Annotated in this window: 15 protein-coding genes; 14 read left to right on the top strand and 1 reads right to left on the bottom strand. The window is 61.1% G+C overall.

Annotated elements, in window-relative coordinates; genetic code table 11:
- Positions 1–378 precede the first annotated feature (378 nt).
- A complete protein-coding gene (locus tag P3C29_RS00295; protein ID WP_201122232.1) occupies positions 379–1944 on the top strand; it encodes a PAS domain-containing methyl-accepting chemotaxis protein in 1566 nt (521 codons plus the stop codon).
- 104 nt (positions 1945–2048) lie between these two features.
- Here P3C29_RS00295 and P3C29_RS00290 read toward each other — a convergent pair whose 3' ends face one another.
- Positions 2049–2744 carry an alpha/beta family hydrolase gene (locus P3C29_RS00290; RefSeq protein ID WP_201122229.1) on the bottom strand — a complete coding sequence of 232 codons (696 nt, stop codon included), beginning with the start codon at positions 2742–2744 and terminating at the stop codon, positions 2049–2051.
- A gap of 79 nt (positions 2745–2823) precedes the next feature.
- Between P3C29_RS00290 and ccoN (P3C29_RS00285) the strand changes: the two genes are divergently transcribed.
- From ccoN (P3C29_RS00285) to P3C29_RS00225, 13 genes are all read left to right on the top strand, one after another.
- Positions 2824–4248 carry a cytochrome-c oxidase, cbb3-type subunit I gene (gene ccoN, locus P3C29_RS00285; RefSeq protein ID WP_010176374.1) on the top strand — a complete coding sequence of 475 codons (1425 nt, stop codon included), beginning with the start codon at positions 2824–2826 and terminating at the stop codon, positions 4246–4248.
- A gap of 10 nt (positions 4249–4258) precedes the next feature.
- Positions 4259–4867, top strand: coding sequence for a cytochrome-c oxidase, cbb3-type subunit II (gene ccoO, locus P3C29_RS00280; protein WP_010176375.1), 609 nt, complete (start codon positions 4259–4261; stop codon positions 4865–4867).
- 3 nt (positions 4868–4870) lie between these two features.
- Entirely contained in the window at positions 4871–5077 is a 207-nt protein-coding gene (locus tag P3C29_RS00275) for a cbb3-type cytochrome c oxidase subunit 3 (protein WP_003219012.1), read from the top strand.
- Positions 5074–6021: a cytochrome-c oxidase, cbb3-type subunit III gene (ccoP, locus tag P3C29_RS00270; RefSeq protein WP_275963667.1), complete on the top strand. Its 948-nt coding sequence runs from the start codon at positions 5074–5076 to the stop codon at positions 6019–6021. The genes P3C29_RS00275 and ccoP (P3C29_RS00270) overlap by 4 nt, the downstream gene beginning before the upstream one ends.
- Before the next feature lie 473 nt (positions 6022–6494).
- The gene (gene ccoN, locus P3C29_RS00265; RefSeq protein ID WP_003219015.1) at positions 6495–7937 is read left to right on the top strand and encodes a cytochrome-c oxidase, cbb3-type subunit I; all 1443 of its coding nucleotides are present in this window, start codon (positions 6495–6497) and stop codon (positions 7935–7937) included.
- The gene (gene ccoO / locus P3C29_RS00260; protein WP_003193167.1) at positions 7937–8545 is read left to right on the top strand and encodes a cytochrome-c oxidase, cbb3-type subunit II; all 609 of its coding nucleotides are present in this window, start codon (positions 7937–7939) and stop codon (positions 8543–8545) included. The genes ccoN (P3C29_RS00265) and ccoO (P3C29_RS00260) overlap by 1 nt, the downstream gene beginning before the upstream one ends.
- Positions 8546–8550: 5 nt before the next feature.
- The gene (locus tag P3C29_RS00255; protein ID WP_008437575.1) at positions 8551–8736 is read left to right on the top strand and encodes a CcoQ/FixQ family Cbb3-type cytochrome c oxidase assembly chaperone; all 186 of its coding nucleotides are present in this window, start codon (positions 8551–8553) and stop codon (positions 8734–8736) included.
- The gene (gene ccoP, locus P3C29_RS00250) at positions 8733–9710 is read left to right on the top strand and encodes a cytochrome-c oxidase, cbb3-type subunit III (RefSeq protein WP_201122227.1); all 978 of its coding nucleotides are present in this window, start codon (positions 8733–8735) and stop codon (positions 9708–9710) included. The genes P3C29_RS00255 and ccoP (P3C29_RS00250) overlap by 4 nt, the downstream gene beginning before the upstream one ends.
- 172 nt (positions 9711–9882) lie before the next feature.
- The gene (locus tag P3C29_RS00245) at positions 9883–10137 is read left to right on the top strand and encodes a type II toxin-antitoxin system Phd/YefM family antitoxin (RefSeq protein ID WP_275963666.1); all 255 of its coding nucleotides are present in this window, start codon (positions 9883–9885) and stop codon (positions 10135–10137) included.
- Positions 10137–10547 (top strand): type II toxin-antitoxin system VapC family toxin, encoded by a 411-nt coding sequence (locus P3C29_RS00240; RefSeq protein ID WP_029616137.1) that lies wholly within the window; start codon positions 10137–10139, stop codon positions 10545–10547. The genes P3C29_RS00245 and P3C29_RS00240 overlap by 1 nt, the downstream gene beginning before the upstream one ends.
- A 207-nt stretch (positions 10548–10754) precedes the next feature.
- Positions 10755–12170 (top strand): cytochrome c oxidase accessory protein CcoG, encoded by a 1416-nt coding sequence (ccoG, locus tag P3C29_RS00235; RefSeq protein ID WP_275963665.1) that lies wholly within the window; start codon positions 10755–10757, stop codon positions 12168–12170.
- Positions 12171–12184: 14 nt separating this feature from the next.
- Positions 12185–12724, top strand: a complete 540-nt coding sequence (locus P3C29_RS00230) for a FixH family protein (RefSeq protein WP_010176382.1) — start codon at positions 12185–12187, stop codon at positions 12722–12724.
- Between the two features lie 135 nt (positions 12725–12859).
- Positions 12860–15310 (top strand): heavy metal translocating P-type ATPase, encoded by a 2451-nt coding sequence (locus tag P3C29_RS00225; RefSeq protein ID WP_275963664.1) that lies wholly within the window; start codon positions 12860–12862, stop codon positions 15308–15310.
- Positions 15311–15327 lie beyond the last annotated feature (17 nt).

Genomic DNA, 15327 nt, shown 5'->3' with positions numbered 1-15327 from the left:
GCCCTAGACAAACCACACCGGGAAAATGCTGGACATGTATAAAAGTAAGTCACTTTTCTTACAGAAATACGGGTGCATTCTTCACTGGATGGTAATTTTTGTCTAGGAAAAGCCGGATCTATACCCGCGCAGCTACCCGCATTCAGATAGGTAAAAACTGGCCTGCCATTCACAACGGTTCACTTCTTGTGAACTCAGACATACAGCTTTACAAATCGTGCGATGGTTCTTTATGACTTTTCGCTCGTATTTCGCGCGGGCCGGAATATTACGACGCACAAAAGGCTTGCACACTGTCGCCGGACATTTAGAGAAATTTCCTTCAACAATTCCGGAAACCTGCCGACAACCCATCAAAGCCTTGCGGATTGAAAACTCATGCGTAATAACCAACCCGTTACCCAGCGCGAACGTACCTTCCCCGCTCAGCAACGGTTGATCTCCACCACGGATGCCAAAGGCGTGATCACCTACTGCAACGACGCTTTCGTCGAGATCAGTGGGTTTTCCCATGACGAACTGCTGCGTGCTCCGCACAACCTGGTTCGTCATCCGGATGTTCCGGCGGCAGTGTTCGCACACATGTGGTCCACGCTCAAACAAGGCTTGCCATGGATGGGCATCGTCAAGAACCGCTGCAAGAGCGGTGATCACTATTGGGTCAACGCCTATGTGACACCGGTCTTCGACGGCAACCAGGTGATCGGCTACGAGTCGGTGCGGGTCAAGCCCACCGCCGAGCAGATCCGCCGTGCCGAAGCGCTTTACCAGCGCATCAACCAGGGCAAGCCGGCCATTCCGCGCCGCGACAAGTGGCTGCCGGTGTTGCAGGATTGGCTACCGTTTATCCTGGTCAGCCAGTTGAGCTTTCTGATTGGCGTCTGGCTCAATTCCCACTGGGGGTTTGCCCTGGCCGCCGCGCTCTCGGTGCCGCTCGGCCTGCTGGGCCTCAGCTGGCAACAGCGCGGACTCAAGCGTTTGCTGCGCCTGGCCGAGCAGACCACGTCCGACCCGTTGATCGCACAGATGTACACCGACAGCCGCGGCGCCCAGGCGCGCCTGGAGATGTCGATCCTCAGCCAGGAGGCGCGCCTGAAGACGTGTCTGACCCGCTTGCAGGACACCGCCGAGCACCTCAACGACCAGGCAGCGCAGTCCAACACCCTGGCGCACAACAGTTCCAGCGGTCTTGAGCGCCAGCGCGTGGAGACTGAACAGGTAGCCACGGCCGTCAACCAGATGGCCGCGACGACCCAGGAAGTCGCCAGCCATGTACAGCGCACCGCCGATGCCACCCAGGAAGCCAATCGCCTGACCGGGCGTGGCCGTGATATCGCCGGTGAAACCCGCGAGGCGATTCAACGCCTGTCGGTTGCCGTCGGCGAAACCGGCGTGACCGTGACCCAACTGGCCAAGGACAGCGACGAGATCGGCGGCGTGGTGGATGTGATCAAGGGCATCGCCGACCAGACCAACCTGTTGGCACTGAACGCGGCCATCGAAGCAGCCCGAGCCGGTGAGATGGGCCGGGGCTTTGCGGTGGTGGCGGACGAAGTGCGGCAATTGGCCCAGCGTACCAGCGAGTCCACCGGACAGATTCATGCGCTGATCGCCAAGCTGCAGCAGACGGCCAATGCCGCCGTACAGACCATGGATGCCGGGCATCGCCAGGCGGAGGAAGGTGTGGCGCGGGTGATGGAAGCGGACCAGGCACTGATTGGGATCAGTGAAGCGGTGGCGCACATTACCGACATGACGGCGCAGATTGCTGCAGCGACTGAAGAGCAAAGCTCGGTGGCTGAGGAGATCAGCCGCAACATCAGTACCATTGCGTTGCTGGCGGATCAGACATCGGAACAGGCGTTGAACTCGGCACAGTTGAGTGAAGAGCTGACCCATACGGCGAATACCCAGTATTCGCTGGTAGAGCGCTTTAACCGGTAATAGATTCAATTGTGGCGAGGGAGCTTGCTCCCGCTGGGCTGCGTAGCGGCCCCAAAACAGGAGCGCTGCGCACTCCAGCGGGAGCAAGCTCCCTCGCCACAGTTTCACTCAAGACCCGCGAGAAACCCGGCCACCTTCACCGCCGCAGCTTCCAGATGCTGCTCATGACTAAACCCCGACGCCTTCAACGGCTTCAAATCATGATCCCCCGCCACCAGCCACATCACCTCGATGCCCGGCGACAACACATACCCCTCCACCGCCGCCCGATTGCCCAGTGCATCCCGCTCGCCCTGCACAATCAACGTCGGCGTCTTCAGCCCGGCCAGATGCTCGGTTCGTGGCTTCTCCGGCTTGCCCACCGCATAGAACGGATAACCCAGGCACACCAGCGCATCTGCGCCCAATTCATCCGCCAATAGACTGGCCATCCGCCCGCCCATCGACTTGCCGCCAACCGCCAGTTTCCCAGCGACATGACGTCGCACCTCGGCATACACCTCGCGCCAGCATTCCAGCAATTTCGGGGCCGGATTGGGCGGACGTTTGCCGCCGTCCACACGACGCTGGGCCATGTAGGGAAATTCGAAGCGCAACACGTTCACGCCATGCCCGGCAAGGCGTGCAGCCATGTCATTCATAAAGCCCGAGTCCATCGGCGCACCTGCACCGTGGGCCAGGATCAGCGTCACCGGCGCGCGCGCGATAGACCCTGTCGCGGCATCCCACAACCAGCCACGTTCCCGCACACACTGCGCCCATTGATCCCCGTCAATACTGGCCTTGTGCTCTTTGCCCATGCTTGCCTCGCTTTTTAGTCTGCCTATAACTCCAGCCCAAGTGCCGCATTTGCTTGGGTTGAACCGTGGATGGGGAACCATGAACACTACTTTAAGTACCGCCTATAACTACAAGGTGGTCCGCCAATTCGCCATTATGACGGTGGTGTGGGGCATCGTCGGCATGGGGCTCGGGGTTTTTCTCGCCGCCCAGTTGGTATGGCCCGAACTCAACTTCAATTTGCCCTGGACCAGTTTCGGCCGCTTGCGCCCGCTGCACACCAACGCGGTAATCTTCGCCTTTGGCGGTTGCGCGCTGTTTGCCAGCTCCTTCTACTCGGTGCAACGCACCTGCCAAACGCAACTGTTTGCGCCAAAGATCGCCCAGTTCTGCTTCTGGGGCTGGCAGTTGGTCATTGTGCTGGCCGCGATCACCTTGCCGCTGGGCTACACCAGCTCCAAGGAATACGCCGAGCTGGAATGGCCGATCGATATCCTGATCACCATCGTCTGGGTGGCCTACGCCATCGTGTTCTTCGGCACGGTGATGAAGCGCAACACCAAGCACATCTACGTCGGTAACTGGTTCTTCGGTGCGTTCATCATCACTGTGGCCATCCTGCATATCGTCAACAACCTGGAAATCCCGGTCAGCCTGACCAAGTCCTACTCGCTGTACGGCGGTGCGACGGATGCCATGGTGCAGTGGTGGTACGGGCACAACGCGGTAGGCTTTTTCCTTACCGCCGGCTTCCTGGGGATGATGTACTACTTCGTGCCAAAACAGGCCGAGCGTCCGGTGTATTCCTATCGCCTGTCCATCGTGCACTTCTGGGCACTGATCACCCTGTACATCTGGGCAGGCCCGCACCACTTGCACTACACCGCGCTGCCGGACTGGGCACAGTCCCTGGGCATGGTGATGTCCCTGGTGCTGCTGGCACCGAGCTGGGGCGGGATGATCAACGGCATGATGACGCTCTCGGGCGCCTGGCATAAGTTGCGCAGCGACCCGATCCTGCGCTTCCTGGTGGTGTCCCTGGCGTTCTACGGCATGTCGACGTTTGAAGGGCCGATGATGGCCATCAAGACGGTCAACGCCCTCTCCCACTACACCGACTGGACCATCGGCCACGTACATGCCGGCGCCCTCGGCTGGGTGGCGATGATTTCCATCGGCGCGCTGTATCACATGATCCCGAAAATCTTCGGTCGCGAGCAGATGTACAGCCTCGGCCTGATCAACGCGCACTTCTGGCTGGCCACCATCGGCACCGTACTCTACATCGCCTCGATGTGGGTCAACGGCATCGCCCAGGGCCTGATGTGGCGTGCGGTCAACGAAGACGGCACCTTGACCTACTCCTTCGTCGAAACCCTGGTGGCCAGCCACCCGGGCTTCATCGTGCGGCTGGTGGGCGGGGCAATCTTCCTCAGCGGCATGTTCCTGATGGCTTACAACACTTGGCGCACCGTGCGTTCGGCACAGCCTGCCGAAGTCGCCAACGCCGCGCAGATGGCCTGAGGAGTCGATGATGAAACACGAAACCATTGAAAAGAACGTCGGCCTGCTGATGCTGCTGATGGTGCTCGCCGTGAGCATCGGCGGCCTGACCCAGATCGTGCCGCTGTTCTTCCAGGACGTGACCAACAAGCCGGTGGAAGGCATGAAGCCCTACACCGCGCTGCAACTGGAAGGCCGTGACATCTACATCCGCGAAGGCTGCGTGCAGTGCCACTCGCAGATGATCCGCCCGTTCCGCGCCGAAACCGAGCGCTACGGCCACTACTCGGTCGCCGGTGAAAGCGTGTGGGATCACCCGTTCCTGTGGGGCTCCAAGCGCACCGGGCCAGACCTGGCCCGCGTCGGCGCGCGCTACTCGGACGACTGGCACCGCGCGCACTTGTACAACCCGCGCAACGTGGTGCCGGAATCGAAGATGCCGGCGTATCCATGGCTGGTCACCGCCCCGGTCGACAGCAGCCACACTGAGACCAAGCTCAAAGTGATGCGCACCCTGGGCGTGCCGTACACCGACGACGACATCGCCGGCGCCGTGGCCACCCTCAAGGGCAAGACCGAGATGGACGCGCTGGTTTCCTACCTGCAAGTGCTCGGCACTGCCATCAAGAGCAAGAGGTGAGCCATGGGATTTGAATTCGATGCAGGAACCATCCGCGGCCTCGGCACGCTGGTCGTGGCCATCGCCTTCATCGGCCTGTCGCTGTGGGTGTTCAACTCGCGGCGCAACGCGGAGTTCGCAGAAGCCTGCCTGCTGCCGTTTGCCGATGAACCCCTACCGCCAACCCCCGACGCTCAAGAAGAGCCTGCAACAAGGAGCAACCGGCCATGACTACCTTCTGGAGTACATGGATCTGTGTACTGACCCTCGGCAGCCTGATCGGCCTGACCTGGCTGTTGATCGGCACCCGCAAGGGCGAGACCAAGGGCAGCGTGGACCAGACCATGGGCCACGCCTTCGATGGGATCGAGGAGTACGACAACCCGCTGCCGCAATGGTGGTTCATGCTGTTCGCCGGCACCCTGGTGTTTGCCGTCGGCTACCTGATCCTCTACCCGGGCCTGGGCAACTGGAAAGGCGTGTTGCCGGGCTATGAAGACGGCTGGACCCAGACCAAGGAATGGGACAAGGAAATGGCCAAGGCCGACGCCAGATTCGGGCCGATCTTCGCCAAATTTGCAGCCATGCCCGTGGAGGAAGTCGCCAAGGACCCGCAAGCGCTGAAAATGGGCGGCCGCCTGTTCGCCTCCAACTGCGCGGTGTGCCACGGCTCGGACGCCAAGGGCGCCTACGGCTTCCCGAACCTGGCAGACAACATCTGGCGCTGGGGCGGTTCGGCGGATGCAATCAAGATGACCATCATGAATGGCCGTCACGCCGCGATGCCGGCCTGGGGTGAAGTACTGGGTGAAGACGGTGTGAAAAACGTCGCCGCCTATGTGCGCCACGAATTGGCGGGCCTGCCGTTGCCGGCCGACAGCACTGCGGATGTCGCCGCAGGCCAGGTCGCGTTCAGCACCACTTGCGTGGCGTGCCACGGCCCGCAAGGCCATGGCGTGGAAGCCATGGGCGCACCGAACCTGACGCAGCCAAGCGGCTTTATCTACGGCACCAGCCTGGCACAGTTGCAGCAAACCATTCGCCACGGCCGCCAGGGCCAGATGCCGGCGCAGGAAGTGCTGCAAGGCAATGACAAGGTGCACCTGCTGGCCGCCTACGTTTACAGCCTGTCCCACAATGCCGATGGCGCAACGCCTGACAGCCAACCCAAGTAATCCAGCACTACCCAAAAGCCGCGCCTGATTCAGGTGCGGCTTTTTTGCGACCCATTGTCGCACCCTTCCGATCGCTGACTTTCCCCTCCTGCCATTCGGGTCTACGCTTGTTTGCACAGTGGACCGGCATTGGCCGGTCGATGGCCGACTTGCACTCGATGGGTTGAAACATTTCTGCTCGATGACAGGCGCAAAGGCTGGTACTTACCGGCTGTCGTGCCACTGACCATTCGTCACCCGGGCCGCTTGTTTACACACACCTAGTTACAAGTACCTTCGACCCCTCTAAAATCCTGTCCAAGTCGTCAGCTTTTAACCCTGAATTTTGTCCTTACGCCAAACATGGAAAGGGCGCAGAATCTGGTTTGGAACGCATTGACGCAGGTCACCTTGCGTTGCAATGGAATCTTGCTTTCTCCATACTTGCGACCGATTTTTACCCTATAAAAAAACCTAAACCGTGGAACCTTAGAATGAGCACAGCAATCAGTCCGACTGCTTATAACTATAAGGTAGTCCGCCAGTTCGCCATCATGACGGTGGTCTGGGGGATCCTTGGCATGGGGCTCGGCGTTTTCATTGCCTCGCAACTGGTTTGGCCAGAGTTGAATTTTGGCCTGCCATGGACGACGTTTGGACGCCTGCGCCCGTTGCACACCAACCTGGTGATTTTCGCCTTCGGCGGATGTGCACTGTTTGCCACTTCTTACTACGTCGTGCAGCGAACCTGCCAAACGCGACTGATTTCCGATGCATTGGCTGCCTTTACCTTCTGGGGCTGGCAAGCGGTCATCGTTGGCGCGATCGTCACCCTGCCGCTGGGCTACACCACCACCAAGGAATACGCCGAGCTGGAATGGCCGATCGCCATTTTGCTGGCCATCGTCTGGGTGACCTACGCAGTGGTGTTCTTCGGCACCATCGTCAAGCGCAAGACCAAGCATATCTACGTCGGCAACTGGTTCTACGGGGCGTTTATCCTGGTGACGGCGATGCTGCACATCGTCAACCACGCGTCCTTGCCGGTGAGTTTCTTCAAGTCCTACTCGGCCTACGCCGGGGCGACCGACGCGATGATCCAGTGGTGGTACGGCCACAACGCCGTAGGCTTCTTCCTCACCACCGGCTTCCTGGGGATGATGTACTACTTCGTGCCGAAACAGGCCGAGCGTCCGATCTACTCCTATCGCCTGTCCATCGTGCACTTCTGGGCACTGATCACCCTGTACATCTGGGCCGGTCCGCACCACTTGCACTACACCGCACTGCCGGACTGGGCCCAGTCCCTGGGCATGGCGATGTCGATCATCCTGCTGGCCCCGAGCTGGGGCGGCATGATCAACGGCATGATGACCCTGTCGGGCGCCTGGCATAAATTGCGCACCGACCCGATCCTGCGGTTCCTCGTGGTGTCCCTGGCGTTCTACGGCATGTCGACCTTCGAAGGCCCGATGATGGCCATCAAGACCGTCAACTCGCTGTCCCACTACACCGACTGGACCATCGGCCACGTACACGCCGGCGCACTCGGCTGGGTAGCGATGATCTCCATCGGCGCGCTGTACCACATGATCCCGAAATTGTTCGGCCGTGCGCAGATGCACAGCGTCAGCCTGATCAACACGCACTTCTGGCTGGCCACCATCGGTACCGTGCTCTACATCGCCTCGATGTGGGTCAACGGCATCACCCAGGGCCTGATGTGGCGTGCAATCAACGATGACGGCACCCTCACCTACTCCTTCGTCGAAGGGCTGCAAGCCAGCCATCCGGGTTACATCGTGCGCGCCCTGGGCGGTGCGATCTTTGCCAGCGGCATGCTGTTCATGGCCTACAACGTGTGGCGCACCGTGCGTGCCTCCGACCCTGTAGAAGCCGAAGCCGCTACCAAGATCGCCGTTGTGGGAGCTCACTGATGAAGCATGAAGTAGTCGAGAAGAATATCGGCCTGCTGGCCTTCTTCATGGTCATCGCCGTGAGTATCGGCGGCCTGACCCAGATCGTTCCGCTGTTTTTCCAGGACGTGACCAACAAGCCGGTGGAAGGCATGAAGCCGCGCACCGCCCTTGAACTGGAAGGCCGCGACGTCTACATCGCCAACGGTTGTGTCGGCTGCCACTCGCAGATGATCCGTCCGTTCCGCGCCGAAACCGAACGCTACGGTCACTACTCGGTGGCCGGTGAAAGCGTATGGGACCACCCGTTCCTGTGGGGTTCCAAGCGTACCGGCCCGGACCTGGCCCGTGTCGGCGGTCGTTACTCCGATGACTGGCAGCGTGCGCACTTGTACAACCCGCGCAACGTGGTGCCCGAGTCGAAAATGCCGGCGTACCCGTTCCTGGTCGAAAACAAACTCGACGGCAAGGACACCGCCAAGAAGATGGAAGTCTTGCGCACCCTGGGCGTGCCTTACACCGACGAAGACATCGCCGGCGCGGCCGCTGCCGTGAAGGGCAAGACCGAAATGGACGCACTGGTGGCCTACTTGCAAGGCCTTGGCACCATCATCAAAAGCAAACGGTGATCTGGATGGATATCGGGATGATTCGAGGCCTGGGCACCGTTGTCGTGATGGTGGCCTTTATCGGCCTGGCCTTGTGGGTGTTCAGCCCCAAGCGCAAGTCGGAGTTTGAAGACGCGACGTTGCTGCCCTTCGCGGATGATCCCGAAGCCATCAAGCACGTCGTAGAAGCGTCTAGGAGTAACAAAGAATGACTACGTTCTGGAGTCTGTACGTCACAGTCCTCAGTCTGGGTACCATTTTCGCCCTGACCTGGCTGCTGCTGTCGACCCGCAAGGGCCAGCGCGCCGAGCAAACCGATGAAACCGTTGGCCACTCGTTCGACGGCATCGAGGAGTACGACAACCCGCTGCCCAAATGGTGGTTCATGCTGTTCGTCGGCACCATCATCTTCGCCCTCGGCTACCTGGCGCTGTACCCCGGCCTGGGCAACTGGAAAGGCCTGCTGCCGGGCTACGCCTACCTCGACAACGACAAGCAAACCCCGTTTGCCAACGGCCAGACCGGCTGGACCGGCGTGCACGAATGGGAAAAGGAAATGGCCAAGTCGGACGCCAGGTTCGGACCGATCTTCGCCAAATTCGCAGCGATGCCGATCGAAGAAGTGGCCAAGGACCCGCAAGCCTTGAAGATGGGCGGCCGTTTGTTCGCCTCCAACTGCTCGGTGTGCCACGGTTCCGACGCCAAGGGCGCCTACGGCTTCCCCAACCTGACCGACGCCGACTGGCGCTGGGGCGGTGAGCCGGCGACCATCAAGGAAACCATCATGAAAGGCCGCCACGCGGTGATGCCGGCCTGGGCCGAAGTCATTGGCGAGCAAGGCGTGGCCGACGTGGCTGGTTTTGTGGTGACCAACCTCGACGGGCGCAAACTGCCGGAAGGCGCCAAGGCCGACGTGGCCAACGGTGCGAAACTGTTCGCCGCCAACTGCGTGGCCTGCCACGGTCCGCAGGGCAAGGGTACGCCAGCCATGGGCGCACCTGACCTGACGCATCCGGGCGCGTTCATCTACGGTTCGAGCTTCGCACAACTGCAGCAGACCATCCGTTATGGCCGTCAGGGCCAGATGCCTGCGCAGGAGCAGTTGCAGGGGAATGACAAGGTGCACTTGCTGGCGGCATACGTTTACAGCCTGTCCCATGGGGATAAGGCGGCTGAGGCCGAGTAAGGCAAAAAGGCAATAAAAAACGGCCCCGCCAGTGAAGATTGGCGAGGCCGTTTTTGATTTCAATCCAAAAAAATCCGGCGCTACCTAGCAACGTATCTACATTTGAGGTTGATCAAGAAAAACCGCAGTAGTAACGTATCTACATTCGTACCCCATGAGGAGGCTAGCCCCCATGACCATCACCACCATCTCCAGCCGTGAATTCAATCAAGACACAAGCGGTGCCAAAAAAGCCGCCCGCCAGGGCCCGGTTTTTATCACTGATCGGGGCAAGCCTGCCCATGTACTGCTAAGCATTGAGGACTACCAAAAACTGACAGGCCTCAATGCCGACATCGTTGACCTGTTGGTGATGCCAGAAGCGGGCGATATCGAGTTCGAAACCGAACGCGCCGTGATCATTCATCGACCCGTGGACTTCTCTTGATGTATCTACTCGACACCAATGTCATTTCTGAACTGCGCAAACCCCAGGCCGATGCAAACGTGGTCGCCTGGGCCAAAAGTGTCATCGCACCACGGATGTATATTTCAGCCATTACCTTGAAGGAGCTGGAAACAGGGGTCCTGCGAATGGAGCGGCGTGATCCCGCTCAGGGGAAGGTTTTGCGCACATGGCTCAAGCGCCAGGTAATGCCGGCGTTTGATGCCCGGATCCTGCCAATTGATGCAGCAGTTGCCCTGCGCTGTGCCAGCTTGCATGTGCCAGACCAAGCAAACGAATGTGACTCGCTGATCGCTGCGACCGCGCTGGTTCATGGGCTGACAGTGGTTACCCGCAACATCAGTGACTTTCAATCCAGCGGTGTCGCGTTGATCAATCCATGGGACGAATGACCGGTAAGGCTGCAAAAACCGTCCATACTTCACAAGTCAATTGATCCAGATCACCTACACCATCAATTGATTTCCCCCAACGCGACCAAAGGTCGCACCCGTTGAAGGGGATCAGGGGCGTATCATTACGCCACTGCAACACCCCTATTTTGACCCCGGTTGGCACGTACTGGCCGAGGCAAATCTCCACCGCCGTGGGATGCAATGATGAGCAACCAGATACCGGTACAGAACGTTACCCCGCCTGCCAAAAATTCGAACAACACCGTCGATCTCTACGCGTCCAGGGAGAAAATCTACACCCGCGCCTTCACCGGTTTGTTCCGCAATTTGCGGATGCTCGGTGGCGCCGGCCTGTTCCTCCTGTACTTCGGTACCGTGTGGCTGAATTGGGGTGGCCATCAGGCCGTCTGGTGGAACCTGCCAGAACGCAAGTTCTTCATTTTTGGCGCGACCTTCTGGCCCCAGGATTTCATCCTGCTGTCGGGCATTCTGATCGTGGCGGCGTTTGGCCTGTTCTTCATCACGGTATACGCCGGCCGTGTCTGGTGCGGTTACACCTGCCCGCAAAGCGTGTGGACCTGGATTTTCATGTGGTGCGAAAAGGTCACCGAAGGCGACCGCAACCAACGCATCAAGCTGGACAAGGCGCCGATGAGCGCCAACAAGTTCCTGCGCAAGTTCAGCAAGCACAGCCTGTGGCTGATCATCGGTTTTGTCACCGGCATGACCTTCGTCGGCTACTTCTCGCCGATCCGTGAACTGCTGTTCGATTTCTTCACCGGCCAGGCCGATGGCTGGTCGTATTTCTGGGTCGGTTTCTTCACCCTCGCCACCTACGGCAACGCCGGCTGGCTGCGGGAGCAAGTGTGTATCTACATGTGCCCGTATGCGCGCTTCCAGAGCGTGATGTTCGACAAGGACACCCTGATTGTTTCCTACGATCCGCGCCGTGGCGAAGCCCGTGGCCCGCGCAAAAAAGGCATCGACTACAAGGCCGAAGGCCTGGGGGATTGCATCGATTGCACGATGTGCGTGCAGGTGTGCCCCACCGGTATCGACATCCGTGACGGCCTGCAAATCGAATGCATCGGCTGCGCCGCCTGCATCGACGCCTGCGACAACATCATGGACAAGATGGAATACCCTCGCGGCCTGATCAGCTACACCACCGAGCACAACCTCTCGGGGCAGAAAACCCATAAGCTGCGCCCGCGCCTGATCGGTTACGCCCTGGTGCTCCTGGCGATGATCAGCCTGTTGGTGGCCGCGTTTTTCATGCGTTCGCTGGTGGGTTTCGATGTCAGCAAGGACCGCGTGCTGTACCGCGAAAACGCCGAAGGCCGGATCGAAAACGTCTACAGCCTGAAGATCATGAACAAGGACCAGCGCGACCACACCTACGTGCTCGACGCTGCTGGCCTGCCGGACCTCAAGCTGCAAGGCCGGCGCGAGATCAAGGTGGCTGCCGGGGAAATCTTCAGCATGCCGGTGGAGCTGTCGAGCGCACCCGAGCAACTGCCGTCGAGCACCAACGAGGTGAAATTCATCCTCAGGGACGCCGATGACCAAAGCGTTCACATTGAAGCCAAGAGCCGATTCATCGGCCCACAAGTTCGTTAATAGAGAGCACAACAATGCCCGCAGCTACTGCCGCAAGCCCCTGGTACAAGCACCTCTGGCCCTGGATCATCATTGGGATCCTGGCGTGCTCGGTAACGCTGACCTTGTCCATGGTGACCATCGCGGTGAACAACCCCGACAACCTGGTCAACGACAACTACTACGAGGCCGGCAAAGGCATCAATCGCTCCTTGGACCGCGAGTTGCTGGCCCAGACCCTGCAACTGCGCGCCAAGGTGCACCTGGACGAACTGACCGGCGAAGTCGAGTTGCACCTCACCGGCAACAGCGGGCCCGGCACCCTGGAACTCAACCTGATCTCGCCGACCCAGCCGGAGAAGGACCGCAAGATCATCCTGACCCGCAGCGACAGCGAACCCGGCCGCTACATTGGCCAGGTGACCGACAAGGTCGAAGGCCGCCGCTTCGTCGAATTGCTCGGCGTGGAAGGCGACCGGACCTGGCGCATGTTTGAAGAAGAACAGGTCAGCCATGACAAGGACTTGCTGCTGGGCGACGAGCCGCTGCAGGGTGCTGAAGACCTGAAAAAATAGCACCGTACCTGTTCGATCGTTCCCACGCTCTGCGTGGGAATGCAGCCCGTGACGCTCCGCGTCACAAGAGCGGACGCGGAGCGTCCAGCGAGGCGTTCCCACGCAGAGCGTGGGAACGATCATCGGAACTGAGCCATGACCACCCCTACCCCTTGCTACCACTGCGCACTGCCCGTTCCGCCCGGCAGCCGGTTCACCGCCGTGATCCTCGGCGAGTCCCGCGAGCTGTGCTGCCCGGGCTGCCAGGCAGTGGCCGAGGCGATTGTCGCCGGTGGCCTGGAAAGCTACTACCAGCACCGCAGCGAAGCCTCGGCCAACCCCGAGGCGCTGCCGGTGCAACTGGTGGACGAACTGGCGCTGTATGACCGTGCGGATGTGCAAAAACCCTTCGTACGCCACGACGGTGATCTGTCGGAAGCCACCCTGTTGATGGAAGGCATCAGTTGCGCCGCCTGTGGCTGGCTGATCGAAAAACACCTGCGCAACCTGCCCGCCGTGGCCGAGGCGCGACTGAACCTGTCCAACCATCGCCTGCACGTGCGCTGGGCCGACGGGCAATTGCCGCTGAGCCAACTGCTCGGCGAGTTGCGCCACATCGGCTACGCCGCCCACCCGTATCAAGCCGACCGCGCCGCCGAACAGCTGGCCAGCGAAAACCGCCTGGCCTTGCGCCAATTGGGCGTGGCCGGGCTGCTGTGGTTCCAGGCAATGATGGCGACGATGGCCACCTGGCCGGAATTCAATATCGACCTGAGCCCGGAGCTGCATGTGATCCTGCGCTGGGTCGCGATGTTTCTCACCACACCGATCGTGTTCTACAGCTGCGCGCCGTTCTTCAAGGGCGCGATGCGCGACCTGCGTACCCGCCACCTGACCATGGATGTTTCGGTATCCCTGGCGATCGGCGGTGCGTACCTGGCCGGGATCTGGACCGCCATCACCGGCACCGGCGAGCTGTATTTCGATGCGGTCGGCATGTTTGCCCTGTTCCTGCTCGCCGGGCGTTACCTGGAGCGCCGCGCCCGGGAACGCACGGCGGCGGCCACCGCACAGTTGGTCAACCTGCTGCCGGCCTCGTGCCTGCGCATGAGTGCCGATGGCCAGAGTGAACGCATCCTGCTCAGCGAGCTCGCCTTGGGTGATCGGGTTCTGGTACACCCGGGCGCGGTACTGCCGGCGGACGGCATCATCCTCGACGGCCAGTCGAGCATCGACGAATCCCTGCTGACCGGCGAGTACCTGCCGCAACCACGACAGGTCGGCGATGCAGTCACCGCCGGCACGCTCAATGTGGAAGGCGCGCTGACCGTCGAAGTCCGCGCGCTGGGCCACGACACGCGCCTGTCGGCCATCGTGCGCCTGCTGGAACGGGCCCAGGCGGAAAAACCCCGGCTGGCGGAAATCGCCGACCGCGCCGCTCAATGGTTCCTGTTGTGCTCGTTGATCGCGGCCGCAGTCATCGGGCTGGTGTGGTGGGAGCTGGATTCATCGCGAGCCTTCTGGATTGTCCTGGCGATGCTGGTTGCAACCTGTCCTTGCGCCCTGTCCCTGGCCACGCCCACCGCCCTGACGGCGGCCACCGGCACCCTGCACAAACTCGGCTTGCTGCTGACCCGGGGCCACGTATTGGAAGGCCTGAACCAGATCGACACGGTGATCTTCGACAAGACCGGCACCCTCACCGAAGGCCGCCTGGCTTTGCGCGCGATTCGTCCGCTGGGCGTGCTGGGCAGCGACGAATGCCTGAGCCTTGCCGCCGCGCTGGAACAACGCTCCGAACACCCGATCGCCCGCGCATTCGGCCGTGCACCCCTGGCGGCAGATGAGGTGCTCAGCACACCGGGGCTGGGCCTGGAAGGGCGCGTCGGCGAACGCCAGTTGCGCATTGGCCAGCCGGGTTTTGTCTGTGAACTGAGTGGTTGTGCCCTCCCCGACTCGCCAAAGGACGCCGGCCAATGGCTGCTGCTGGGCGACACTCAAGGTGCCCTGGCCTGGTTTGTCCTGGATGACCGCCTGCGCAGTGACGCGCCCGCCTTGCTCGCGGCCTGCAAAGCCCGGGGCTGGCGCACGTTGCTGCTGTCGGGCGACAGCTCGCCGATGGTCGCCAGTGTCGCTGCGGAGCTGGGTATCGATGAAGCCCACGGCGGCCTGCGCCCCGACGACAAGCTGCACATGCTGCAACAACTGCACAAGGAAGGTCGCAAGGTGCTGATGCTCGGCGATGGCGTCAACGACGTGCCGGTGCTGGCCGCTGCCGATATCAGCGTGGCCATGGGCTCGGCCACCGACCTGGCCAAGACCAGCGCCGACGCGGTGCTGCTGTCGAACCGCCTCGACGCCCTGGTACAAGCCTTTACCCTGGCCCGGCGCACCCGTCGGGTAATCATTGAAAACCTGCTGTGGGCCGGGCTGTACAATGGCCTGATGTTGCCGTTTGCCGCCCTTGGCTGGATCACTCCGATCTGGGCGGCGATCGGTATGTCCCTCAGTTCGTTGACCGTGGTGCTCAACGCCCTGCGCCTGACTCGCATGCCGAGCACGCCAGCCGCGAGCCCCGCCCCCGTAACCCGTCCGCTGCCGGCTTGAGCCGCGCGGGCATGGAG

Origin of the sequence: Pseudomonas sp. 1912-s (genome assembly GCF_029269205.1) — a bacterium.
In the GTDB taxonomy this organism is placed as follows: domain Bacteria; phylum Pseudomonadota; class Gammaproteobacteria; order Pseudomonadales; family Pseudomonadaceae; genus Aquipseudomonas.
This window is presented reverse-complemented; position numbering and strand designations above follow the sequence as displayed.

Bases quoted from the DNA above. Each gene is read 5' to 3' on its own strand.
- P3C29_RS00295 (WP_201122232.1), top strand. From the start codon at position 379: ATGCGTAATAACCAACCCGTTACCCAGCGCGAACGTACCTTCCCCGCT.
- P3C29_RS00230 (WP_010176382.1), top strand. From the start codon at position 12,185: ATGCCCGCAGCTACTGCCGCAAGCCCCTGGTACAAGCACCTCTGGCCC.
- P3C29_RS00290 (WP_201122229.1), bottom strand. From the start codon at position 2,744: ATGGGCAAAGAGCACAAGGCCAGTATTGACGGGGATCAATGGGCGCAG.
- ccoG (WP_275963665.1), top strand. From the start codon at position 10,755: ATGAGCAACCAGATACCGGTACAGAACGTTACCCCGCCTGCCAAAAAT.
- ccoN (WP_003219015.1), top strand. From the start codon at position 6,495: ATGAGCACAGCAATCAGTCCGACTGCTTATAACTATAAGGTAGTCCGC.
- ccoP (WP_201122227.1), top strand. From the start codon at position 8,733: ATGACTACGTTCTGGAGTCTGTACGTCACAGTCCTCAGTCTGGGTACC.
- ccoP (WP_275963667.1), top strand. From the start codon at position 5,074: ATGACTACCTTCTGGAGTACATGGATCTGTGTACTGACCCTCGGCAGC.
- P3C29_RS00245 (WP_275963666.1), top strand. From the start codon at position 9,883: ATGACCATCACCACCATCTCCAGCCGTGAATTCAATCAAGACACAAGC.
- P3C29_RS00225 (WP_275963664.1), top strand. From the start codon at position 12,860: ATGACCACCCCTACCCCTTGCTACCACTGCGCACTGCCCGTTCCGCCC.
- P3C29_RS00275 (WP_003219012.1), top strand. From the start codon at position 4,871: ATGGGATTTGAATTCGATGCAGGAACCATCCGCGGCCTCGGCACGCTG.
- ccoN (WP_010176374.1), top strand. From the start codon at position 2,824: ATGAACACTACTTTAAGTACCGCCTATAACTACAAGGTGGTCCGCCAA.
- ccoO (WP_003193167.1), top strand. From the start codon at position 7,937: ATGAAGCATGAAGTAGTCGAGAAGAATATCGGCCTGCTGGCCTTCTTC.
- P3C29_RS00240 (WP_029616137.1), top strand. From the start codon at position 10,137: ATGTATCTACTCGACACCAATGTCATTTCTGAACTGCGCAAACCCCAG.
- P3C29_RS00255 (WP_008437575.1), top strand. From the start codon at position 8,551: ATGGATATCGGGATGATTCGAGGCCTGGGCACCGTTGTCGTGATGGTG.
- ccoO (WP_010176375.1), top strand. From the start codon at position 4,259: ATGAAACACGAAACCATTGAAAAGAACGTCGGCCTGCTGATGCTGCTG.